Annotated in this window: 26 protein-coding genes and 1 pseudogene; 16 read left to right on the top strand and 11 right to left on the bottom strand. The window is 66.3% G+C overall.

The annotated features are described in order from the left end of the window. Positions 1-323: pseudogene (locus tag RZ1_RS24880) on the top strand (hypothetical protein); the annotation flags it as partial. A gap of 266 nt (positions 324-589) precedes the next feature. On the opposite strand, the gene RZ1_RS24875 reads toward RZ1_RS24880, so the two are convergent. From RZ1_RS24875 to RZ1_RS24835, 9 genes are all read right to left on the bottom strand, one after another. After that, entirely contained in the window at positions 590-907 is a 318-nt protein-coding gene (locus tag RZ1_RS24875; protein WP_072815215.1) for a hypothetical protein, read from the bottom strand. 42 nt (positions 908-949) lie between these two features. Beyond that, a complete protein-coding gene (locus RZ1_RS24870; RefSeq protein WP_072815214.1) occupies positions 950-1,216 on the bottom strand; it encodes a hypothetical protein in 267 nt (88 codons plus the stop codon). Between the two features lie 330 nt (positions 1,217-1,546). Continuing rightward, the gene (locus RZ1_RS24865; protein WP_083583906.1) at positions 1,547-2,125 is read right to left on the bottom strand and encodes a recombinase family protein; all 579 of its coding nucleotides are present in this window, start codon (positions 2,123-2,125) and stop codon (positions 1,547-1,549) included. A 129-nt stretch (positions 2,126-2,254) separates the two neighbouring features. Further along, positions 2,255-3,076, bottom strand: coding sequence for a hypothetical protein (locus tag RZ1_RS24860; protein WP_072815212.1), 822 nt, complete (start codon positions 3,074-3,076; stop codon positions 2,255-2,257). Positions 3,077-3,112: 36 nt separating this feature from the next. Further along, positions 3,113-4,327, bottom strand: coding sequence for a helix-turn-helix domain-containing protein (locus tag RZ1_RS24855; protein ID WP_072815211.1), 1,215 nt, complete (start codon positions 4,325-4,327; stop codon positions 3,113-3,115). 215 nt (positions 4,328-4,542) lie between these two features. Next, positions 4,543-4,770 (bottom strand): ribbon-helix-helix domain-containing protein, encoded by a 228-nt coding sequence (locus RZ1_RS31905; RefSeq protein WP_083583905.1) that lies wholly within the window; start codon positions 4,768-4,770, stop codon positions 4,543-4,545. Positions 4,771-4,957: 187 nt separating this feature from the next. Continuing rightward, positions 4,958-6,001: a DUF2637 domain-containing protein gene (locus tag RZ1_RS24845; RefSeq protein ID WP_083583904.1), complete on the bottom strand. Its 1,044-nt coding sequence runs from the start codon at positions 5,999-6,001 to the stop codon at positions 4,958-4,960. Between the two features lie 125 nt (positions 6,002-6,126). Then, positions 6,127-6,510 carry a ParB family protein gene (locus RZ1_RS24840; RefSeq protein ID WP_083583903.1) on the bottom strand — a complete coding sequence of 128 codons (384 nt, stop codon included), beginning with the start codon at positions 6,508-6,510 and terminating at the stop codon, positions 6,127-6,129. After that, on the bottom strand, positions 6,507-7,448 hold the full coding sequence (locus tag RZ1_RS24835; RefSeq protein ID WP_072815209.1) for a ParA family protein: 942 nt from the start codon (positions 7,446-7,448) through the stop codon (positions 6,507-6,509). Before RZ1_RS24835 ends, RZ1_RS24840 begins: the two co-directional genes overlap by 4 nt. A 271-nt stretch (positions 7,449-7,719) precedes the next feature. On the opposite strand from RZ1_RS24835, the gene RZ1_RS30700 reads away from it, so the two are divergent. The 4 genes from RZ1_RS30700 to RZ1_RS24820 all read left to right on the top strand — a co-directional run bounded on the left by RZ1_RS30700 (position 7,720) and on the right by RZ1_RS24820 (position 10,273). Beyond that, on the top strand, positions 7,720-7,887 hold the full coding sequence (locus RZ1_RS30700) for a hypothetical protein (protein ID WP_169918109.1): 168 nt from the start codon (positions 7,720-7,722) through the stop codon (positions 7,885-7,887). A 255-nt stretch (positions 7,888-8,142) separates the two neighbouring features. After that, the gene (locus RZ1_RS24830; protein WP_139281968.1) at positions 8,143-8,610 is read left to right on the top strand and encodes a hypothetical protein; all 468 of its coding nucleotides are present in this window, start codon (positions 8,143-8,145) and stop codon (positions 8,608-8,610) included. A gap of 335 nt (positions 8,611-8,945) precedes the next feature. Beyond that, entirely contained in the window at positions 8,946-9,695 is a 750-nt protein-coding gene (locus RZ1_RS24825; RefSeq protein ID WP_139281967.1) for a hypothetical protein, read from the top strand. Between the two features lie 20 nt (positions 9,696-9,715). After that, positions 9,716-10,273, top strand: a complete 558-nt coding sequence (locus tag RZ1_RS24820) for a hypothetical protein (RefSeq protein WP_225223363.1) — start codon at positions 9,716-9,718, stop codon at positions 10,271-10,273. On the opposite strand, the gene RZ1_RS24815 is transcribed toward RZ1_RS24820, so the two are convergent. Next, a complete protein-coding gene (locus tag RZ1_RS24815; RefSeq protein ID WP_072815229.1) occupies positions 10,270-10,632 on the bottom strand; it encodes a helix-turn-helix domain-containing protein in 363 nt (120 codons plus the stop codon). The two genes, RZ1_RS24820 and RZ1_RS24815, sit on opposite strands and share 4 nt — an antisense overlap. 210 nt (positions 10,633-10,842) lie before the next feature. After that, positions 10,843-11,286: a helix-turn-helix transcriptional regulator gene (locus RZ1_RS30210; RefSeq protein ID WP_072815205.1), complete on the bottom strand. Its 444-nt coding sequence runs from the start codon at positions 11,284-11,286 to the stop codon at positions 10,843-10,845. A gap of 154 nt (positions 11,287-11,440) precedes the next feature. Between RZ1_RS30210 and RZ1_RS24805 the strand changes: the two genes are divergently transcribed. From RZ1_RS24805 to RZ1_RS24755, 11 genes are all read left to right on the top strand, one after another. Next, positions 11,441-13,081, top strand: coding sequence for a cutinase family protein (locus RZ1_RS24805; RefSeq protein WP_072815204.1), 1,641 nt, complete (start codon positions 11,441-11,443; stop codon positions 13,079-13,081). 30 nt (positions 13,082-13,111) lie between these two features. After that, positions 13,112-14,224 carry an insoluble domain protein gene (locus RZ1_RS24800; protein ID WP_174565242.1) on the top strand — a complete coding sequence of 371 codons (1,113 nt, stop codon included), beginning with the start codon at positions 13,112-13,114 and terminating at the stop codon, positions 14,222-14,224. 103 nt (positions 14,225-14,327) lie between these two features. Further along, complete coding sequence (locus tag RZ1_RS24795; RefSeq protein ID WP_072815203.1) at positions 14,328-15,347, top strand: DUF8176 domain-containing protein; 1,020 nt, start codon at positions 14,328-14,330, stop codon at positions 15,345-15,347. After that, entirely contained in the window at positions 15,344-16,123 is a 780-nt protein-coding gene (locus RZ1_RS24790; RefSeq protein WP_072815201.1) for a hypothetical protein, read from the top strand. The genes RZ1_RS24795 and RZ1_RS24790 overlap by 4 nt, the downstream gene beginning before the upstream one ends. Then, positions 16,120-16,716 carry a DUF6668 family protein gene (locus tag RZ1_RS24785; protein WP_072815199.1) on the top strand — a complete coding sequence of 199 codons (597 nt, stop codon included), beginning with the start codon at positions 16,120-16,122 and terminating at the stop codon, positions 16,714-16,716. Before RZ1_RS24790 ends, RZ1_RS24785 begins: the two co-directional genes overlap by 4 nt. Continuing rightward, positions 16,713-17,006 carry a hypothetical protein gene (locus tag RZ1_RS24780; RefSeq protein ID WP_072815198.1) on the top strand — a complete coding sequence of 98 codons (294 nt, stop codon included), beginning with the start codon at positions 16,713-16,715 and terminating at the stop codon, positions 17,004-17,006. Before RZ1_RS24785 ends, RZ1_RS24780 begins: the two co-directional genes overlap by 4 nt. Before the next feature lie 15 nt (positions 17,007-17,021). Beyond that, positions 17,022-17,396 carry a hypothetical protein gene (locus tag RZ1_RS24775; protein WP_006553222.1) on the top strand — a complete coding sequence of 125 codons (375 nt, stop codon included), beginning with the start codon at positions 17,022-17,024 and terminating at the stop codon, positions 17,394-17,396. Beyond that, entirely contained in the window at positions 17,393-17,998 is a 606-nt protein-coding gene (locus RZ1_RS24770; RefSeq protein WP_083583898.1) for a DUF8175 domain-containg protein, read from the top strand. Before RZ1_RS24775 ends, RZ1_RS24770 begins: the two co-directional genes overlap by 4 nt. Next, entirely contained in the window at positions 17,995-18,834 is an 840-nt protein-coding gene (locus tag RZ1_RS24765) for a DUF8175 domain-containg protein (RefSeq protein WP_072815194.1), read from the top strand. Before RZ1_RS24770 ends, RZ1_RS24765 begins: the two co-directional genes overlap by 4 nt. Then, positions 18,825-20,393 carry a hypothetical protein gene (locus RZ1_RS24760; protein ID WP_072815193.1) on the top strand — a complete coding sequence of 523 codons (1,569 nt, stop codon included), beginning with the start codon at positions 18,825-18,827 and terminating at the stop codon, positions 20,391-20,393. Before RZ1_RS24765 ends, RZ1_RS24760 begins: the two co-directional genes overlap by 10 nt. Next, positions 20,390-21,895, top strand: a complete 1,506-nt coding sequence (locus RZ1_RS24755) for an SCO6880 family protein (RefSeq protein ID WP_072815191.1) — start codon at positions 20,390-20,392, stop codon at positions 21,893-21,895. The genes RZ1_RS24760 and RZ1_RS24755 overlap by 4 nt, the downstream gene beginning before the upstream one ends. The last annotated feature ends 1 nt before the right edge of the window (position 21,896 follow it).

Below are 21,896 nucleotides of genomic sequence, written 5' to 3'. Positions count from 1 at the left end.
CCCCTCCCCCGCGCCCGCCCCGCGCCCACCCTGTGAACGGCTCCGGCACCGGCGGAACGATGCCACGGAGCGGACACGGCGTGACCCTGGTCGACCTGCGGCGCGCCGCGGTCGACCACACCATCGACACCACCGGCGACGGCAGCGGCACAGGGAACGGACGGGAATACCGGCACCGATGGGTGGTACGCGGCCACTGGCGCCAGCAACCACACGGCCCACAGCGCTCGCAGCGGCGACCGGTCTGGATCGAATCGCACCTCAAAGGCCCGGCCGGCGGGCCACTACTCGCCACCGACCAGGTCAGAGTATGGCGGCGATAACCGTTTCCCGCCCCGGACGCCGGACACAGCGGGGGACCGGCGACCGGCCCCCGGCCCTCATCCCGACCACTACAAAAGGTCAGCGGCCCCGGCGTCGGGGGGAGAGGCCGGGGCGCCCGCGCGTTCGGGGAGTTGATGCCGGATTCGGAATTTCTTTGATTCCGTCCGTTCCGGTATTCGTCCAGGTCGATGTCTCGTGTCGAGGCCGAGTTCGCGGGGCCTTCCCGGGATTGAGGACTGGGCCTTGGCGCACCGACGAGTGCGTCTCAGCGGATTGCGTTGTCCTTGACGTACAACGTGATGGCCTCCCGCATGACCTCGGCCGCTCGCCGGCCTTGCGCCTGCGCGATCGCGTCGACCTGCTCACTGACCGCGATCGGAAGTCGAACCTGCCGTCTGGGCGATTCGGTGCCGGGCTCGGCGTGGGGGTCGAGACTCGGGCGTCCGGCGTGCGCGCGCGCCAGCAGCGCTCGCCCCACCTCGGCGGCCGCTGAGCCCCGTCGCGCCGTCTTCGAGTTCTCCGGGAGGACCATGTCGTCCTCCGCCCATCGAGCCGCGTCCTCGTAGGTCTTCTTCTTGGTCATTGCTTCCTCCATTCCTGCCCGCCCGCATGGAATCCGGCTGCATCAGTCCTCCAACCGTTCGAGGTGCTTCTTGCGGGCCTCCATGACGTGAAAGATCGTCACGTCGCGGCGACCGACCTCGACCATCACTTCGAGCCACGGCGCTCCCAGTCGGCGCTGAGGACCGATGAACAGGGTGGGCCGGATCGTCGATGGAGGCCGCGGCTCGTCGAACTCGGCCTCCATGTACTCGGCGTGCGCGATGGCATACTTCGCGTCCTCAATGTCGATTCCGTGCTTGAGGGCACTCTCGGTCCACTTGATCGCCATAGTAATACTGTACTACAGAATTGGCTATTTGTGTACTACAAAATAGGTATTGGGTGGGACGTCGTGTGTCGGCACTGGAACCCGCTGGTGCCGTGAAACGCCAGTTCCGCGGGGTTGACTTGACGGGTGTTGGCCGGACTCGGGGTTTGTGTGCCCGTGGTCGGGCGAGCTGTGCGGAGATAGACTGAAGGCCCCGGGGCGGGTTCTTCAACACGGTGAAACGAACCTGGACGACGTGGGAACCGACGTTCCGGCCGTACCCGCGGCTTGAACCGACGACGCCCGAGAAGGGCGTTGCCGAACCACTTCACCGAGGTTGTTCGACACGCTTTAACGACTCTGCCGCCGGTTCCGCTCTCGTTGAATCTGCATGTACACCCCGGCTCGGCTGAGGCCGAAGCGTTTCTGTAGCTGGGGGACGGTCTCGGTGCCCGAAATGTACAGCTCGTAGAGCCTCTGGCGTTGCTCGGCGGTGAGTTTCGGTCGGCCTCCCGGATATCGGCCTGCGGCCTTGGCTTGCTCTCGTGGTCCGGTCAGCCGCAGCTCGTAGATGCCGGCCTCGAACGCGGGAAAGATGCTGGTGAACAGTTCGAATGCGGTTCGGCCGGCCTCGGTCGCGGGATCGTAGACGGTGCCGCCGACACGTAGGCGGGCCTGCCGGTCGCGGATCACGGCGGTGACCTCGCCCAGTTCGGCTGCGGACCGGGCGAGCCGTTCCAGGCTGGTGACTACCACCGTGTCACCGGGATTCAACGCATCGAGCATGCCGGTGCGGTTCGGCAACTCGTGTCTGGTGCCCTTCAGTCCGGTGTCGATGTGAATACGGCGCGGGGCGACGCCGAGGGATACGAGCTGTGCTCGTTGCTCGTTCTCGTCTGATCCTTCGCCGGTTCGGGCGTATCCGACCATCACGGCGCTCACTCTAGTTCAGTTGACAACATTGAAGATTGGACCCCGTCTTCTGGATCGGGAAGCTACCGGTGGTTATCCGGTGGCAAGCCGGTGGCGTAGCCAGTGGCGCGGCAGGACTGTTCGGTGTCAGGGCGCAACAGTCGTCCGCTTCCCGAGCCAGCTGTCCACGGTGGAGAGGTAGTCGATCTGTGCCCGGAGGTTCGCGGCCGCAGCGTCCAGATCGTTCGCAGTGATCTGCGCGTTGAGAGAGGCGACATCGGCGGCGGCTAGATGCCGGGAGAGACGGTCTATCGCAAGGGTTCCTACGGCCAGCTCCTCGGCGGCCCGCCTTTCTTCGGCCAGCCGATGAACCCGGTCGAGGGCTTGCTCGACGAGACGAAGCGAGACGGCCCGCTCGATGAGCGCGGAGCGACTGTGCGCGAACGCGACCTGCCGGCGATCCCATTCCTGTCGCACGTAGGAGTCGGGGTCGGTGTGGGCAGGCACCTCCGGTGTTGCGCAGCGAAGTTGCAGCAACTCGTAGGTGGTTGCAGCGAAGTCGTGCAGCTCCATGTGCAGGGCGACAACCGAGCGGTGCCCATATGCAACCGGATGCTGCCAGGCCGGGTGCGTTGCGATCCGATCGACGATCCCCTCCACCACGGTCAGCAACCGGGTCTCGTCGTTGTCGAGAGTGGCCGGCCACCGCAACGAGGTTGCGGCTGACTCGACCACTCGCACCTCGTCGGCGCTGAGGCCGGATCCACGGCCATGCCACCACCGCCGGCGCGGGAGTCTGCTGCTGTAGTCGATGGACCCGCCGGCGCGGACCACTTCTTCGAGCCTGCGCTGCACCGGCTGCGGCACCGAACTCCAATTCACCACGATCGCGGTGCGCGGTAGACGCTGCGGGTATCGCAGCTGGTCACCGACCCACTCGCGTGCTGCCTCATGCGCGGAATCTGCCACGGGGAACCCCCTCCTACTCCAGTATCGGTGCGGGTGTTAGGCGGTGAGGGGTTCCGGTTCGGGCACGAACTGCTGCTTCACCAGCTTGGCGATGGCGAACGTGGGCGTGCCGTCCTCGAACAGCTCTCGCACCCGATCCCTAACACTCGCGCCGCGGTACCCGTCGTCCTCCAGTGTCCAGATCAGGGCTTTGAGCTGGTGGGGACCGTCGATGTCGGTGGATCGACGGGTGGTCGGAGCCGTGGCGGGAGTTTCGGCGTGCTCGTCGCGGGTCTCCGGTTCGCTGGACGATTCGGCGGTGTGTGTCGGCTCGGTGCGGGACTGCGCAGAGGGCTGTGCGCTGGGGAATGCTTGCTTGATCGCCGTGGTGCGTAGTTCGTCGGCGGAGACGCCGAACGGTGCGGTGTCGGGCTCGGACATGGCCTTGAGGAACTTGGTGAACGCGCTTCCCCAGCAGCGCCGGTTCTGGCCGGGTGTGGACATGGTTTTCCGGAACTGCTCGACCGCAAGGTCGAGGTGTACCCCCAGCTTCTTCGCGGTGGCGCGGTTGGCGTTGTTCGGCTGCCACTGCGGGTGCAGCGGCATCGGCTTCGGTGTGGTCTCACCGGTGCGGCGCTTGCGTTCGATCAACCGTGCCGAGAATTCGCCGGGCGGGGCGGCAGCTGCGCCCGAGGTCGTTTCCGCGGAGGTCGAACCGAAAGAGATCTCTGTATGGGTTGTTGGTGATGGGTTGTTGGTAGGTGGTTCTTGTTCGCCTGCGTTGTGGCGCACCCCCCCGGTGCGTTGTGGCGCACCCCCCCCCTGCGTTGTGGCGCACCCCGGTGCGACCTGCGGGGATGCGGGGCTCATGTTCACGACATAGAGGTTGGACGTCTGCTCGGGGTGTGCCTTGTCCGGCCTGTCGAGAACCCAGTCACGCCTGTCGGCGGGATTGCAGAACCGGGGGCGGACGTCGTGGATGAGGCCGGCCTCGCGCAGTTCGGTGATGTACGGATCGACGGACCTTCCCTGGCGCATCCTGAGGCGCTCGGCGAGGGTTTCCTTCTTCGGCCAGGCCCACCCCGTGTGGTGGTCGGTGAACTTCTTCAGGTGCGCATACAGAGCCAAGGCTTGTGGACTGAGGTCGTACTCTTCGAGGACGGTGAGGTCGATTAGAACGAACCGCCGCGAGTTCTCCGGAAGAGAGTCGCTGGTCTGGTCCGACCGATCGGGAAAGGTGCTGCCGCTGCTTTCGGGCGGGGCGGTGGTCATGCTGGGTCCTCTCGTGGAGGAAGACCGGAGACACGCCCGTCTTGGGATGGGTCCCAAAGTAGTCAGGTGTTCAAAGACCCTGTAGCATTACCGGTGTGTTGGGCCAGGTACGTGCTTCTCTACTTTGGGATCCTCTCCCTTGAGAGTGTGTATCTGATCTTCAATTTGCTGAACCCCTCGGCTGCCAACCGGGGGGTTTCGGCTTTTTCTGGTGCTTAGCTCGCTTTCTGGCGGGTTTCGGCGAGGTAGTTGTCCACTGCCTGGCGGATCAACTTCGACACCGTGAGTCCTGTCTGGCGGGAGAGCGCTTCGAGCTCTTCGTCCACAACATCGGGGAATCGCACCGAACGACGTGGTGATTCGGGCGTTTCACTGTTCGGGTTCAGCCGGAGCTTTCGCTTGGTGTGAGGTGCGTACTTACGTGGCTTCGACTCCGTCGCCATACCTCTCCCCGTCCTCCCCCGACTCGCTGTGTGCGGGCATGACCCTACACCGCTGGGCCACAGTGCGTCGGACACTATTCGGGTTCGGCGTGTCGCGTCGTGCGCGAGATTCCAGCTGACCAGTCGTTGGGCTCCGGGAGGCTGCACCGGGCCGGGCCTCGGTGCGCACCGAGGCCGGCCGGGTGGTTCAGACTCGCTCGGTTTCCCGGTTGCGCTCGCTTGCTTCGGCCGTGGGCAACGGTGGCACCGAAAATCCCTCGGCTTCGGCGGCGTCCCGGAACTGCCGCCAGCGGCGGCTGACGGTGGATTTGTCGATCTTCAACCGTTGTGCAACGTCGATCTGCTTCAGTTGCGGCTCGCTCACGAGCATCGACGCCACGATCTTGACGGTTTCGTGGGAGTCCGAATCTTCGAGGAATCGCAGCAACCCGTCCCGGGTCTGCGGATAGCCGTTGCAGGTCGCCCCATCGGAGCGAGGCAGGGTGTCCTCGGCAACGGCAACGGCGGTTCCTGCCCCGTCTGCATCGTTGCGTTCGGACGCCTTCGTAACCGGCAGGGGCGCAACCGCTTCCTCAGCGGGATGCAACTCCGGACGGCGCACACTCGTGGTAGTGCCGGTCTCGTGGTCCCAAGGGGTACCGAGGGCGGATGCTTCATCCTCGACGTTGACACGGTGTTGCACCGGATCTTCGTCCGTTGCGACGGCCCGGTGCTGGGCGCGTTCGTCGAGGACAACCTGCAACAGCATCGTGAACAGGTGGAACAACGCCAGCCACAACAGCGGGAAGATCGCCGCGATGATTGCCGCGATCCACGGGGTTTGCGGGATGAAACCGAGATCCTCCCCCGCTGCCACGCGGGCGAGGTTGCGATCAGCCATCTGCCACGAGTGGTAGGCGTTGCCGATCACGCTCAGTGCGACGGTGACGATCGCCAGTGCCATGCAGTACAGGCGGGCGTAGTTGTATTTGCCGGACACCCGGAAGATGACATAGCCGGCCGTTGCAGCCGCCTGTGCAACATCGATGGCAACCGGTGCCATCCACGCCCGCCCTGGTTGCACGTTGATCTCGATCGCCAGAGCGCGCAACGCATCAAACGAGAGGGTGAACGCCAGCGCTGCGAGAAACAACGCCATCGCTGCAACTGCTGCGATGGCCAGCATCTTCGAGTGGCTCATCGGCAGATTCCTGCGCAACGGGGCCTGGGACTGGGTTGTATCGTCGGACATGACCTGGGGATCTCCTATCTGGTGGTTTTCCTGGTCAGGGCGTCCTGCGGAGCGGCAATTCCTTGCAGGACGCCCGTCATTCCTGTGAATGCAAGCAAAACAGGCATTGAAAGCGTTGGTTGACTTCAGGTGTCAGCGAGCGGTCGACCGGGAGAAAGGGGCGCATCGACTCCCTCGAACGGTTTCCCGCCGTTGTGCAGTTCGGACCGTCGCCGGACTTCTTCCGCAATGGCCTTCTCGACGAACTGTGACCAGTTGCGGTCGGCTTCGGCTGTGCGTGTGGCGTTGAAGGCGAGGCGGGCCTGGGTGTACACCGTCGGGGCGATGTACACCGTCACCGCCTTGTTGCTCTGCTTCTTCTCGGGTTGCTCAGCAGGTTGCTCGACTGGTTGCGCGGGTGGTGCAACGTTGCGGTGCTTTGCCTGCAACCCGGACAGATCTCCCGTGACCTGTCGTGCGCCGGACGAGACGCGAGGCAGACCTGAGAGCTTCCGGCGCGGCTCGGTCACGATGCTGCCTCCTCGGCTTCTGCTGCGGTCATGCGGCGCACGACCTCTTCGGTGATGCCCACCAAGTCGTCCGCAACGGACGTGGAGGACTGGGGTGCGAGGGCTTGAGCTTGAGCCTCCCCGCGCAGGACCTCGTACCACTTGGGTCCGTTGCGAACCACGTCGTCGAGTTCGTGGACGAGCAGTCCCCGTTCTCGTGTTGCTGCCGCGGTGGCTTCGGAGTGCCGCACCGTCTTGTCGAAGATGGCGTCGGTGCTGCCACCGAATGCCTCAGCGATTGCGTCTCGAGCGTTCTGTTGAACTTTGGTTGCGGACGTGCCGACACCTGTGAGCACAACGCCGAGAAGGTCGAGGTCGGGATTGTCAGCGAGGACCGCATTGAGGCGGTTCATCACGCCGGCCATGCCCTTGCGGCTGGATGCATCGCTCTTGACCGGGATCAGAAGCCATCGTGCTGCGGCCGCAGCTGCCGTCTGCAACGCTTCGTCGCCGGGTGGGCAGTCCAGCAGGATCATGTCGTACTGGTGCGCGATCGGTGCCAAGGCCATTGCAAGGGCGAGTTTCGCTCCTGCTGGGTCTTTGGATGCTCTCGAGGTGAGTGCTGCTGTTGCTGCTTCGAGGTGGTGTCCGCCGGGAGCGACGTCCAGATTTGGCCGGACATCGCGAACCGGCTCGAGTGGGCCGCCGAATGCGAGTGCTTGCGCAAGGTTGCGTCCCTCGTCGTCGAGCTCGGTGTTGGTGTAGCCGAGATCCTCGGCGACGTTACCCTGAGGGTCGAGATCGACGAGTAGAACCTTGTAGTCGGAAGCGGCGAGTAGGCCACCGATATTGGATGCCAGTGTTGTCTTGAACACTCCCCCTTTGCTGTTGATGAGCGCGACGACTCGTCGTAGCGCCGCGGCGTCGCGCTTGAGGGACACCTTCTCGCGTGTGACCACTGCACTTCCCTTCCTGTCGTAGCAATCAATGCAGGTTTTGCTTCTTTTGCCAGCAAAACCGGCATTCCTGGTGAAGTCGGTGCCACCCCGAGGGTTGCAGGCGACTCGTCATTGCTGGCAATGAGGACATTACCAGGTATCACCATAATGCAAGTATTACTTGCATCGGGCAGACTTCGCGGCAATACCAGCATTGCTGGTATTGCGGACCCGCTGCTCAAGGAGGTGGAAAGGTGAGTCGGGGCGATCGCCCCGACTCGGAGGATCCTGCGTGGTCGAGCAATTGCAAGTATTGATGGCGATGATGTCACTGTCGGCATTGGCGCCTTCCGTGCACGGGCCGGCTACAGCGAAATTGCCTGTAATGCCATTTCGATGGGACCTCCGCATCAATGCCAGTATTGCTGGTCCGGCTGGCCTTGCCGGGGCCTATTCGTGAACCTCGCGGTGGGGGGCGAAGGTGGATACCGGGGGAACCTGCGCATGCGGTGTCGTGCATCACGGGTACGGGGTGGTGTCAGTCGGTACGATACCGGCCGGTCGGGATCTCGGGATCCATCGATGTTCGGTCGGGGGCATCGGCAGTCGAAGCGATTGCTGTGACCGCTCGATTTGATGTATGTGCCGAGTTCTCTGTTGAGCGAATCGAGGTGCCGAGGTGGAGGAGGCGTCTATGGACCCGGTGGCGGGGGCAGTGAGCGAACTGCTTGCACATGCGCGGGGTGATGAAGCGGCCTCCGTTCTCGGTTTGGTGCCGACGATCGAGCGGATGCGCCGTCGTCCACTCGTGGTGACCAGGGACGTGGACCTTGGCCCTGGCGTCTTCGCGCTCTGGCGTAAATATCCCGACTGGGACGAGATTCACTACGCTCCGTGGGTTGCGGACTTGGACCGCGCGATCGGGCACGAGTTCGGCCACATCCTCATGGGGCATGAGGGACGCTCTGTCCACGACACGGCGCGCCGGACTCTTCCATCCGAATGGCACGGTATGGCTCGGATGATGCTTCGCGAGTGTGGACAGGGGAGTTGCTCCGATGAGCGTGTGCGCCGACTGGAGATGGAGGCGGAGGCATTCGGTTCGGAGTTGTGCCGGCGGATCTGGGGTGCCGGCATCGCCAGGTCGGCCCGTATTCGGTCGTTGCTCAATGAGGCGCTGTAGCGGTGTACTCGACGATTGTTCTGTCGGTGTTGTTGTGGTGGGTCGCTTTCACCAGGGTGCGCCGATGGCGTCAATCGCACTCGGTTCTGGCGCTCGGGATCGCGGTGGTCTTCGTCTGCATGGCAGCGCACACGACCGTCAACGTGGGGCCGGTCGATCGGTTCGTCAGCAACGCGATAGGCGTTGCCAATGCCGCATCGGCGGTGAAGCAAGGCCTCTTCCTGGGGATGTGTCTGGGGGCAGCGTTGCTCCTGGTGGCGCTGTGCGTCCATGACGCAGGTGCTCAACGCCGTTGGGTAGGACCCTTATCGCTGGGTACGGTCGGTGCGATTGTTGTGGCTGTGGTCCTGTTTCTCGGCGCAGCTGATGCTCCGCAGGCGAGAGATGGCTACCAGTTCGATCAGCTCTACGGTCATCTGCCGGGCTATGCGGAGTCCGCGGCCTTCGTGATGGTCGTAGCTGCTGTGCTGTGCACGATCATCACGGTGGTGGTGGTGCACGGCTGGGATCTCGGCACTCCCGCCGGACGTGGTCTGGCGATCGTGGCTGTGGGGGTCGCCGTTCTGTCGGTGTATGCGTGGATGCGCGCCGGGTACATCGTTGCTGCCCGTGCGGGGTGGGTTGAACCCTCCACCCACGTGTTCGATGTGTCGACCGAGCTGGCGCTGGTGGGGTCTGTGCTGACGATGCTGGGCTTTACGTGGGCGTCCATCGAGAGGTTCTTCATGGGCCGGTCGCAGCGGAGGGACTTCGCGGAGCTGTACCAGGTGTTGGTGAAGCAGCGCTGGCCCGGAGTCATGCGGGAATCGTGGTCTGCGCTCGTTCCGGCTCGGCAGGTATCGGATCGGGCGAGTGAAGTGCTCGACGCGCTGTCGATGCAGGCCGACGAGGACGGGCTTCCGGAACGGGGCAGGCCGGCGACACCGGAGTCGATCGCGCGATGGGTGTGCACCGGTGAATCCGGGGGCGTCGGGGTCGACGGGCTGCGACCCCCTAGCGGGACCGACACGGTGAAGTGGGTGCGGGCAGTCGGTAAGGCGTTCGAGGTGCTTCGCGCTTCCGGTGAGGTGGAGTTGCAGCGTTGAAGGATGTGGTAGCCAGAGGCTTGACCGAAATCGCTGCGCCCTGGACGGTCAATGTCGCATCGTGCCTGACGCTCGGCATCCTGATCGGACACCCCGGGTGGGGGGCTTTCGTCGCGCTGTTCGCCGGGGTGCTGCCGATGATGCTGATCGTGTGGGGGATGGTGCGCGAGCGCATCGGGAACCATCACGTAACGGAGCATTCGGAACGGCATGGTCTGATCCTCGCGATACTTGCCCTGGTCGTCACAGCTCTCGTGGTGCAGCTCGTCGCGCAGGGCCCGGTCGAGATGATCGCGTTGACGTGTGCGGCCATAGCGACTCTGGTCAGTGTCGCTGTCTGGACGAGCATGGTCGGCATCAAGGCGTCGGTGCACATGGGCGTGTGGTGCGGCGTCGTAGCGATTTTCGCGGTCGGGCTCAGCCCCTGGTGGTGGACAGGGCTTGCTCTCGCGCCGGCCATCGCCTGGTCCCGGATGCAACTGGGGCATCACACGAGCAGGGAGATAGCGGTCGGTGCGGCCACCGGACTGGCTATCGCCCCGTTGACCTACCTCGCGGTCGCGAACCTCGTCTCCTAGGGGCGCTTCGGTTCGTCGGTGCCGACGCCGGTGTCATAGGGGTTGTACGCGCGGGCGGCGGATGCCACGTCGTTCGTTCGTAGCGACTGCACCCAGGAGATGTAGCGCACGGCCTGCTCGAACGAGTCGTCGTCGGCGAAGTACTGGAGCGGGACGTGGAAGAAGTCGGCGAGGTCCTGGGCGACCTTGAGTCCGGGGTTGGGGCGCTGGCCGTTGAGCAGCATGGAGATGTAGCCCTGGGTGATCGAGCCGCCGTTGCGCCGGATGCCATCCACGATCTCGTTCATGGTGAACGGGCCTCGGTCTTTGGGGTGCACATTGTCGATCAGATAGCGGAGCTTTTCGGCGAATGTCGCCACGCCCACCTCCTCATCGGGAATCAACAACGGCCCAGGTGAACCGGGCTCGTCAAATCTACAACCACCCCGGCGGCGATCAGAATCGCCGCCAGGGGACTCCTCCGCGCCCATTGCCTATCACCACGGTAATATTACTATTGTGATAGAGACGTATGGGGGTTTCCGCTTGGTCGGTCAAACGTATGAACGCAGGTAAGGGTGCCGGTGGTGTCAGCGTGATCCGCCCGGTCTGCGGTGAGCGCGCATCCACAGCGACGTCACCTGCTCCTCGCTCGTGTCGAGAATGGTCGCCAACTTCCGCCTCTCGTCACTCGTCGGGGAGCGTTCGCCTCGTTCGAGCCGGGAGTAGGTGGACTTCGACATACCCAGCTCCTGGGCGATGTCGGACTGTGCCAGACCTCTGCGAGTCCGCCAGCTGGCGAGGGTCTGCGCTTGCTCTGGCACGACGGCGAGTTCGTGCACTGTGACTCCGAGGACTTCGGCCACTCGCTCCAGTGTGCTCGGGCTCGGTGCACTCTCACCGGTTTCCCAGTTGCGAACGGTGTTGTAGGTGACCGAGGACAGGCGTCCGAGATCGGAGCGGGACAGGCCCCGTTCGCGGCGCACCTCGGTGAGCCGGGTGGGATCGAACCCGTACAGGGCGCGGCGCGGCACTCTCACCTCCGTCTCGGGTCCACTCCGGTAACTCTCGCACCAACTTTGCCGCATATGCGCAGCTGGGTGGAAATCGCCGCCGACATTCTGTAGGAAATAACTGTGGGAAATAACTTCGATCTGGAGTAAGGTCGTAGCCGTGAAGGAGGGGAATATGAGCGCGTGGCCCAAACGCTTTGCGGCCATATCATTTTCGGCGGCTGTGCTGGCTACTGCCGGCCTGGGTACCGCCCCGGCCTATGCCCAGTCGAGCACAGGCGATGAACCGCACTGGCTCGGTGAGCTGGTCTCGGACTGCCCGGATCTGTACGTGCTCGGGATGCAGGGCACCACCGAGACGTCGCCGGACGCGCCGGTGAAGGTCGATACCGGAATGCTCTCGAACATCATGGGTCCGCTGCTCGATCAGGCCCGTGAGCTGGGCGCGAGCGTCGATCGGGCGTATGTGCCGTATCCCGGTTCGTTCGGTGGCCTGACGCCAGGCGGCACCGAGTCGTATGTCGAGTCGGTGACGGCAGGGGAGGAGAATCTGTCCCTGGCGGCGCAGAAGGTGCTCTCGCAGTGCCCTTCGGCCAAGCTCGCCGTCGTCGGCTTCTCCCAGGGCGCCCATGCCGCGTCGAACTTCCTGCGGTCGGTCGGCAAGGGCACCGGGGTCGTTCCGGCCCGCTCGGTCGCAGCCGGTGCCCTGTTCGGCGCGCCGACCCGCAGCCCCGGATCGGGACTGTTCCCCGGGACCTCGCAGATGGCCCCGTCGCCGGTTCCCGGCACCAGGGGAGAGGCGGTCAAGGCGCTGTCGTCGGTGTCGTTCACCGCCCCCGAAGGAGGTGGCATCGGGCCGGTGGCCGATCTGACCAGCAGCTACGGCAGCCTGTCGGGGCGGGTGTCGTCCTGGTGCCAGGGCGGGGATCTGGCCTGTGATGCGCCGGCGAACGCCCCGGTCGTGCGGGCGGTGGTCAACGTCGCCGGTCAGGTCGAGGTCGGCGGGGATCCGTTCGTCGCGATCTCCACGGTCGGACGGGCGCTGGCGTCGACGGCGTTCAAGACCGCCGTCGATGTGGTCAACCAGGACATTCAGGCGCCGAAGAGCGCGCTGTCGGCGATCTCGGTCCAGCCGAAGAAGACTATCTCGCAGCGGCTGGCCGAGGCATCCGATCCTCGGGCGACGCCGCCGACGGGGCAGGAAGTCACGGCAGCGTTGATGAAGGTCGGGCTGATCGGCATCAATGCGGCGGTCACGGTCGTCAAGAAGGTGCTGACCCCGGAGACGATCGCGGCGGTCGCGGCGGCTGGGCTGGCCAATCCGGCTGCGGCCTTCGGTGTGCTCGCGGCCAAGACGGTCAGTGTGCTGCCCGAGCTGGTCCCGCCGGCGACCTCGCAGCGGTTGGTGCGGCAGGCGTTCCAGGTCGTGCAGAACGAGGTCAAGGCCAACCGGGACGCGTTCGACCTGGTGGCGATGACGACGGTGCGCAATGTCGCCGCCGAACACGGCTCCTACGGGTCGGTCCCGGCTACTGCCAGCGGACAGGCCCCGACCCGGTTCGCTGCCTCCTGGCTCGCTGCGGTGGCATCCGACCTCAGCGCTGCGGCCGACTCCACCACCTCCACGACGGTGACCTCCACCGCGACGACGCCGACCACTACGACGGTCCGGCCGTCGGCGACCACCTCGACCACCCCGTCGTCGCAGACGGCGACGTCCACCACCTCGGAACCGGCCGTGACCACCACGACTGTGGTCGACGCGGGACCGACGGTGCTCGATCAAGGCGGCATCTCGGCCGCCGAACTCAACTGATTCACGCCTCGACAGAAGAGAGAACCACTGATGAGCAAGCATCACAGGCCGTCACGGATCGCCAAGGCGAGCGTCGTGCCTGCCACGGCCGCCGCGATCGTGGCAGCGGGCACCGGTGTGGCCTGGGCAGCTCCGGTCGAGCTGCCCTCGCAGGGCGGGGTGACCACCCCGGCACCGTCCACTCAGGGCGGCACCACCAGCGCGCCGAAGCCGCCGGCCAAGCAGATCTACTGGACCCCGCCGCCGGCGCAGCAGCGCGAGTACGCGCCGCTGCCGGACTACAACTACGACACCAACCGCTATGAGCGGCAGTCCACTCCGGCGCCGATCAACCCGCTGGAGCTGCGTGCCCCGCAGCCGGTCGAGCCGGAACCGATCTACATCGCTCCGCCCGAGAAGATCATGATCGGCGATGTCCACTTCAACCAGCCGAATTGGGTCACCGACGACGACCGGGAGCGCACCAACAACACCGCCGGTCTGATCCGGTCGGACGTGGCGACGTTCTACAAGTCGATCGGTATCGAAGCCAGCCGTGCCGATCGTGTCGCTGCTGCTCAGATCGGCGCGACGGTGGCCGGTGCGGCAGCCGGCGGGGCGGCCGGTGCCGTTCCCGGTGCCCTGATCGGCGGCACCATCGGCGGTATCGCCGGTGCCACCGCCGGTGGTGTGGTGCCGCTGCCGATCCCGGTGCTGCCCGAGGTCACTACCGGTGTCGCCGGTACCGCAGCCGGAGCAGCGATCGGCGCTGCGGTCGGCGCGGTTCCCGGCGCAGTGCTCGGTGGCGCGGCCGGTCTGGCTGCCGGAACCGCCTTCGGTGCCGGTGACGACGAAGGTCAGCCCATCGAGGTGGAGCTGCCGGACGTGGGTGAAGACGTGCTCACCGAGCAGGCCGGTTCCACGGTCGAGCAGTGGCAGTCCTCCGGCCCGGTCGGACAGGCCGCCGCCGACGCAGTTCAGAACGTCGTGCAGACCGCTCCGCAGGTCGATTCGCAGGTCCGTGAGTGGGTCGAGGTCCAGCCCGGTGGTGAAGGCGTGATCGCCGGTGTGGACAGCGCTCTGGACACCTTCTTCGGCGGTTCGGCCGGCACTGCCGCCGAGATGATCTCGACCGCGATCGGCGACGGCATCGTGCCGGCCTGACCTGCTCGACCAGCTTTCGGTGGGGGCGGGCACGCCCCGCCCCCACCACCCGACGACGGAGGACACTTTGTCGACCGACAATCGAGGAACACTCTTCCCGGACGTGACCGAGCACTACGGGCCGCAGCCGACTCCGACCGAGACCGTTGCGACCGGATCGCTGCACTTCCCGATCCCGGACGAGACCATCGCCGACGCGGTAGTGGCATCGGACCTCGAACCGGTCGATGCCGACGTGGTGATCCAGACCGAACTCGAACCGATTCTCACCGCCGACACCACCGGCGAGCCCGATCCCGACGTACCTTCTCTCCCCGATCCCGGGGCCCACGACCCTGCCGACAACGGCGATGCCGCAACCGAGGTCGATCCCTATGCCGATGCCCCGGACTGGGTGCACGTCCACATTCCGCGAGGTCCGCTGGTGATCTCGCAGCGCAGCCGTGGGGGTCTCAAGTCCGCGATCGGCCGTGCCCGCCCTCCCCGGCCGACTCCGGCCCCCGAGTCGGCCGAGGCCCCCACCAGCGCCCCCGCCGTGCCGGTCACCGACACCGCTGCCGCTGCTCCCGCGAAGCCGGGCGGCGATCGGTCCCGCACCTGGATGCTCGTCGGCGGCGGTGTCGCCGTGCTGGCGGTGGTCTCCGCTGCGGTGGTGACCGCGATGACCGGCAGCACCGACGAACCACAGGCGCCGCCGCTGCCGTCCTCCTCGGTAGTGGCCTCGCCCTCGACCACCCCCTCGACGACCGCGACCGCGGCGCCGCCGCTGTGGTGCGCCCCGGTCGACGAACCCGACCGGATCGTCGGCAACGGCCCCGGTGGACGCGATTCCGGCCCGGCGGTGATCCAGGCATTCGAGCACGCCTACTACGTCCAGCGGGACGGCCAGGCCGTCGCAGAGCTGATGGTCCTGCCCGGCAGCGATATTCAGAGCTTCATCGACGCCGTTCCGGCCGGGACCGAGCATTGCGTGACCGTGCTGCCGACCGAGGACCCCAACCGCTGGTCGGTCGATGTGCTCCTGAAATTCCCGCCCGTGGGAGACGAAGGCATCCACAAGCAGTGGATCACCACCATGCCCGCCGACGGCGGCATGAAGATCGCGAACGTGGAGAACCGATGAACAACGTTGTTGCATTTCGCCGTAGCCCGAAAATCGAGCAACCCGAACACCTCTCGGCCATCGTGGTGGCCGGCTCCGGGGGAGCGGCCGCGACCACGACCTGCCTCGGCCTGGCCACCGCCCTGCGCCTGGGAACCGATGCACAGGTCGCGGCGATCGACGGCACCGTCGGTGGCGGAAACCTGCTCGACCGCGCCGGGGTCGAACCGATCGACCCGGCGCGGGCGATCCGCCAGCTCGGCTCCCACATGGCCGTCAGCAGTGCCGGGGCCGTCGTCGTCGGCGGTCACGGCGAATCCTCGGATTCGGTGCTGGTGGACAGCCTGCTCGCTGATCGGCATCTGGCCCGCATCCACGATGTCGGCACCGCCGTGCGGTCACCTCGTCTGACCCCGTTGATCGAGGCGGGCGCTGCGATCGTCGTCGCGGTGCCGCCCCGTGCCGAACCGCTGGCCCGGATGCGCGGCGCCCTCGACTGGCTGGTGCGCACCTACGGACGCGACGTGCTCTCCCACACGGTGGTGGCGATCTCACACCAGCTCCCGCAGAGAGTGGTCGATCTGACCCCGATCCGCGACGCACTGTCCCCACTGGTCGCCGCGTTCGTCGAAGTGCCGTTCGATGCGAACTTGGCTCGCCCCGGCACCGTCGACCATCGCCGCCTGTCGGTCGAGTCGATCGATGCCTGGACCGATGTACTCGACGCTTTCGGCCGCATCGAGGCCGGCGACCGCGACACCGACGGCCAGCACGCCGGGGCGGGGGAGCTGGCATGAGCATCCGCGAACACACCAGCGCCGACGCTCGTATCGAGCCGTACCCGGTGGCCACTCCCGGACCTGCGGTGTGGTTGCTCGGCGCGCACGGCGGATCCGGCGTGTCCACCCTGGCCCGGTACTGGAGCTTCGCCGACGACGCGCAGCGTCAGTGGCCGTGCGGGAATGCCCGAGAGATCGAATCGCCCTATGTGGTGGTCGTCTGCCGCGAAACCATCCAGGGCCTGTCCAGCGCCCACGATCTGATCCTCGAACACCGCAACCGCGGCCTGGCCTGCGAGCTGCTCGGGCTGGTCACCGTGGCCAACGCCGCCGGTCCGCCGCCGAAGCAGGTGCGCCAACTGCGTTCGATCGTCACCGGCGCAGTGGCTGCGCACTGGTCGATCGGCTGGCATCGCTTCCTGGCCTCGGCCGCCCGGTCGAGCCTTCCCACCTGGCGTGCCCTCGACGGCGTGCCCATCCAGACCAAGGGAGCGGTCATCGACGTTCCCGAGGACGTGATCGCTGCCGGCGTCGGCATCGTCACAGCACTCCAATCCGCCCTGCCGACCTTGTGGTCGGTGCAGTCATCACCCGGAGGGACACACTCATGATCCAGACCGTCGTGGACGTTGCGTATCTGGCGCAAGGTTCGGTCAACTTCGACATCAACCCGGAAGTGCCTCCGGGCGCGAACGGCCTGCTCAAGCTGCTGAACTGGCTGCTGTGGGGCGTCACGCTCGCCTGCGTGGCAGCCCTGATCTTCTCCGGCGGCAAGTTCGCGTGGGAGAAGTGGCAGCACGGCTCGGGGGACTCGCCGAAGATGCTCGTCGGCTCGCTCGTCGGTGCGATCGTGGCGATCTCGGCGAACCAGATCCTCGGCGCCGTCACCTCTGCGGCATAGGGCGGGGGTTACGCGATGCAGGTATCCGCCCAAGGGGTCGTGCCCCTTCCCGGCGAGGTCGTCGACGGCTTCCAAACGCTGCTCGGTTACGCGGCCGGGATCGTCTTCATCCTGTGCGTGGCCAAAGTGATCTTCGTCGGCGGACGGCTGGCCTGGGACCACAAGCACGGTGCCGGCATCGAATCCCCCACCGCCGCAGAGTTCGTCGCGGCGAACATCGGTGCGATCCTCGCCGGCGGCGTGGCCGCGACCATCGCCACGATCCTGCTGGCCACCGCCCAAGGGCCCCAAGCCCAGCAGATCGGAAGCGGCCATTCCCCGACGGTCATCGACCAGCTCGAACAGATGCAACAGCAACAGCAATCCGGCAACGAGGAGAACGAACGATGATGCGTCGGTGGGCGCGAGCAGCAATGGTCGCGGTGGCGTTGGTTGCCACCAGCTGCGGAGGATCGCACACCCCCGAGTCCGAGCTGTCGATCACCGATCCACCGCAGATCAACCGGTGGATCACCGTCGGCGGCATCGAGGTGCCGATCGGCACCACCGACGGCCCCAGCAATGGTGAATGGGAACCCTTCGCCGGATTCAGCCACACCCCACAGGGAGCGGCGCTGGCGGCGATCACCCAGTCGGTGCAACTGTCCACCGCCTCCGATCGCACCTGGCCCCAGATCCTGGCCGGTGTCGCCGCACCCGGCGAAGGCCGCGACCTGTACGCCGCCCACCGCGCCCTGGTGGAGATTTCGGGAACCGACCCCGAGATGGTGCCGACCATCGTCGGCTACACCATCGACGACTACAGCGACACCGCCGCCACCGTCAGTGTCGTGCAGCGCTTCTCCGATGACTCGCTCGCATCCTCGACCACCCAAGTGGTGTGGGTCGACGACGACTGGCGATTGAACCTGCCCAGCGAGACCGCCGCCACCATCACCGCTCTCGACGAAGTGCCGTCGGAGCTGGTCAACCTCGAGGAGACCCGCAAGTGACCGAGCAGAACACCACCGACTCGACCCACGAGAAGCACACTCCCTCGCTCGACGCCGAGAACGAACGCGCATCGTCGGCCACCAAACTCACCATCGGCTTGGCGGCGGTGGCCATCATCGTCGTCGTCGGTGTCGTGGTCAGCCTGGTGATGGTCTTCCGAGGCGAGGACGCAGAGCCGTTGGTCTCTCTCGATCCGACCACCGGCAGTAGCGCCACCGCCCAGGACAAGGACGGACTGTTCGAGCCGGACCCGGTCTTCGACAAAGGCAACCGTGTTATCTACGTGCCGCTCGAGCCCCACGGCGTGATCCTGTCCGACACCCTGGCCAGCTCGAACCGTCCGGCGGACCAGGCCCCTAGCGGGGTGATGCTCCAGCGCATCCACGGGAACATGGACCTTCCGTTCTCGACCTCCGATGGCCCCACCGCGTTCACCGACAACGGTGTCGCCACCGGGTTCTCTCGCACCGCGCAAGGAGCGGCACTCGCAGCAGCCCACTACTTCGGCTATGCCTACGCGGGCGGGAACCGGCTGAAAATGGCGACTGAGGCGGGACTGGTGTCGGACCCGAAGGGCGAGTTCTCCGCTCTGGGGATTGCTGACGACACGCCGGCGTCGGTGATGCCGATGGTCAACGTGCTGTTCAACCCTGATCTGACTCTGGTGAAGTTCGGCTACACCGTCGAACGCCCCAATGGCTCGACCCAGATCGCGGTCTCAAAGATCCCGATGGTCTGGCGTGAGGGCACCGGCTGGGTGCTCCAGGCCGATTCCACCGCTCTCGGTGTCGAGTACGAATCCCTCTCGGCGGACGGGTGGCAACAATGGTGGTGACCCGCAGCTTGTGGACAGCACTGATCAAGGTTGTCGCCGTGACGTGTGTTGTCGGTGTCCTCGCCCTCGTGGGAGCACACACCGCAGCAGCGCAGGAGACGGATTCCTCCCTCACTCCGGCTACTGACGACTCGTCCCAGGTCGACGACGAGGAAGCCACAGGACTCGAGCAGCTGGAGACCACCCTCGGCACGTTGACCTGCACCCCGGGTGGAATGCTGGCCGGCACCGTGGGTGGCTGGATCGCCAATCAGATCGGCGACGTGGACCTGCCCAGCTGCGGGGACGCGGTCGGCACCGCGGTCGATGCAGGTATCGGCACGATCGAAGATGTCGCCGGGGGCGTCGCTGAGGGTGCGGTCGAGAAGACGGCGCTGTGGATCGGCAACGCGGGTGTCGCGGTGCTGAAGTTCGCGCTCGGATGGTGGATCACCAGCACCGAAATGGACGGGGACACCTTCCAGACGACGGTAGCGACAGTCAACGACTACACCTTCTACATCCAGGTCGCGGCCCTGTCGTTGTCTCTGATCCTGCTCGGCGGCCGGCTGGCACTGGCCCGCTCCGGCGCGATCCGCGACACCTCGGAAGAGGGCCTCAAGCAGATGGGCCGTGCGGCGTTGCTCGCCGGGGGAGCATCGACGCTGATCGTGCTCGGCACCGAACTGTCGGACCAGATTTCGGCGTGGTTCATGGACAGTGCGGTCGGCTCCGACCCGTCCCGACTGGCCGAAGCGATGGTCTCGATCTACCTGTATTCGGGTCCGGCCGGGGTGGGCCTGCTGTTTCTGATCGGCATCATCGGCATGCTCGGCGGGTTGATGATGGCGTTCTTGATGCTGCTGCGCACCGGCATTCTCGTGCTCATGGCAGCGGCGCTGCCGATCGCCGGCGCGGCCGGAGGCACCAAGGTCGGCAGCCAGGCATACGAGAAGATGCTGGCCTGGACGATCGCGTTCTTGCTGGTCAAACCGGTCGGGGCGTTCGTGATCGGGGTCTCGGCGATCCTGTTCCTCGAAGCCACCCCGACCATCACCGACCCCGAGAACGGCGACGGGTTCATGGCCCTGTCCGGGGTCATCACCTTGTGCGCTGCGGCGCTGGTGCTGCCCGCCCTGATGCGGTTGATCGTCCCGAACGTCGGCGCACTGGGGGGCGGCGGCAGCGGCCTGGCCGCAGCCGCCGGCGCGGCCGCAGTCGGCGCGAAGGTCGGCGGGATGATCGCCACCGGCGGTGCCAGCGGCGCAGCATCCGGCGTAGCGACCACCAGCACCACCTCATCGAGCATCTCGAATTCTCCGAGTGGGGCTACCCCGTCGGGTTTCGGTGCCGCAGGGGGTGCCGGGGGTGGACAGGCAGGCGGCAATCAGAACGGAACTCCGTCCGCCGGCGGCAGCGCCGCCGTCGGCAGTGGTGGCCCGCAGGGCAACGACTCGGGCAGCCCCGGCGCCGCTGCGTCCGGCAGTTCTGGAGCGGGCGGTTCCGGTCACTCCGGCTTCGATGCGCCTGTGGCGACAGGAGCCGATCACCAGTTCAACCGAGGGGGCTTCGAACAGTGAGCAACGAGCCGACATTCAACACCTACGGCAACTGGCGCCGGCCCCGCAGCACCGGCCTGCTCGGAGCCACCTTCGGCACCTCGGTCGCGGCGATCCTCGCTGCAGCGGCCGTCATCATCGCGGGTCTGTTCCTCGGCATGACGGTCGCATTGCTGCTGGCCATCCCGGTGATCGTGTGCTTCATCCCCCTGGTCATCTCCCGTGACGGCCGCTCCGGCTACGAAAGGGCACTGATGCGATTCCAGTTCTGGCGCGGCCGCCGCCGCGGTGAGCACGCCTACGCTTCGGGCACGTTCTCCCGCGTTCCCGGGCGGGCCTACCGTCTTCCCGGCGTGCTCGGCGAGACCGAGCTCTACGAAGGCATCGACTCCGACGGGCGCACCTTCGGCATGATCCACATGCCCAGCCGGGGTGCCTACACCGTCGTCTTCGACGCCTATCCCCAAGGCGCCGAAGCCGTCGACCAGGACGTGATCGACCACTATGTCGGCAACTGGGCACAGTTTTTGTCCGGGGCCGGTGAGACCTCGGACATCCTCGCGGTGGTCACCACCGTCGAGACGCTGCCCGAGACCGGCATCGAGCTGTACGAGACGGTGCACCAGAACACCCGCGCCGATGCCCCGCAGCTGGCCCGCGATGCGGCCTACCAGCTCGCCACCGGCTTGACCTCCGGCGGTATCCGCCTCGCAGCGAGGATCGCGATCACCTTCGAGGCCAAGACCACCGAACGCAAACAGGACCCTTCCGAGCAGGCTGTCGAACTCGGCCGGCGTCTGCCCGGTCTGACGGCGTCGGCAGCACGCTCCGGTGTGCCCTGCTCGCCGATGGATGCCGACGAGATCATGGCGTTCGTGCGCCGCTCCTATGACCCGGCCTCGCTCGTCGATGTGGAAGCCGGCGTGTACTCCGGCGAGGGCACGGGGTTGACCTGGGAGGACTGCGGTCCCCGTACTGCCCTGGAGAGCGCCGACGGCGGCAAATACGTCCACGACGGTGCGGTGTCGGTGACCTGGGAGATGCGTGAAGCGCCCAAGGGGGCGGTGACCGAGCGGGTGCTGCAGCGCCTGTTGGCCCCGAACGAGGCGGTGCCGCTCAAGCGGGTCTCGGTGATCTATCGGCCGCATTCGGCCGGGGAAGCTACCGACATCGCTGACAGCGACTACCGCAACGCGATGGCCGAAGCACATGGTGGGTCGCTCAAGAACGGATCGATCGGTTCGGCGAAGTCGCAGATCGAGCTGGCGGCCACGGCCCAGGCCCGTATGGAACAGGCCCGTGGCGCCGGGATGGTGCGCTTCGGGGTGCTGGTGACCGTGACCGAACCGGCCGGCAGCTCCGATGTGCCGAAGATCGACGCCCTGGTCGAGGACCTCTCGCGTCAGAGCCGACTGACGATCCGCCGCTCGTGGTGCTGGCAGGCCGCAGCGTTCGCGGCCTCCCTCGGCGTGGGAGTCATCGCCCCCGACCACACCACCATTCCCAGCTTCCTCAGCAACTGAA

The organism is Rhodococcus zopfii NBRC 100606 = JCM 9919 (assembly GCF_001895025.1).
In the GTDB taxonomy this organism is placed as follows: Bacteria; Actinomycetota; Actinomycetes; order Mycobacteriales; family Mycobacteriaceae; genus Rhodococcus; species Rhodococcus zopfii.
The sequence above is the reverse complement of the archived record's forward strand: the minus strand, read 5'-3'. Positions and strand labels throughout refer to the sequence as shown.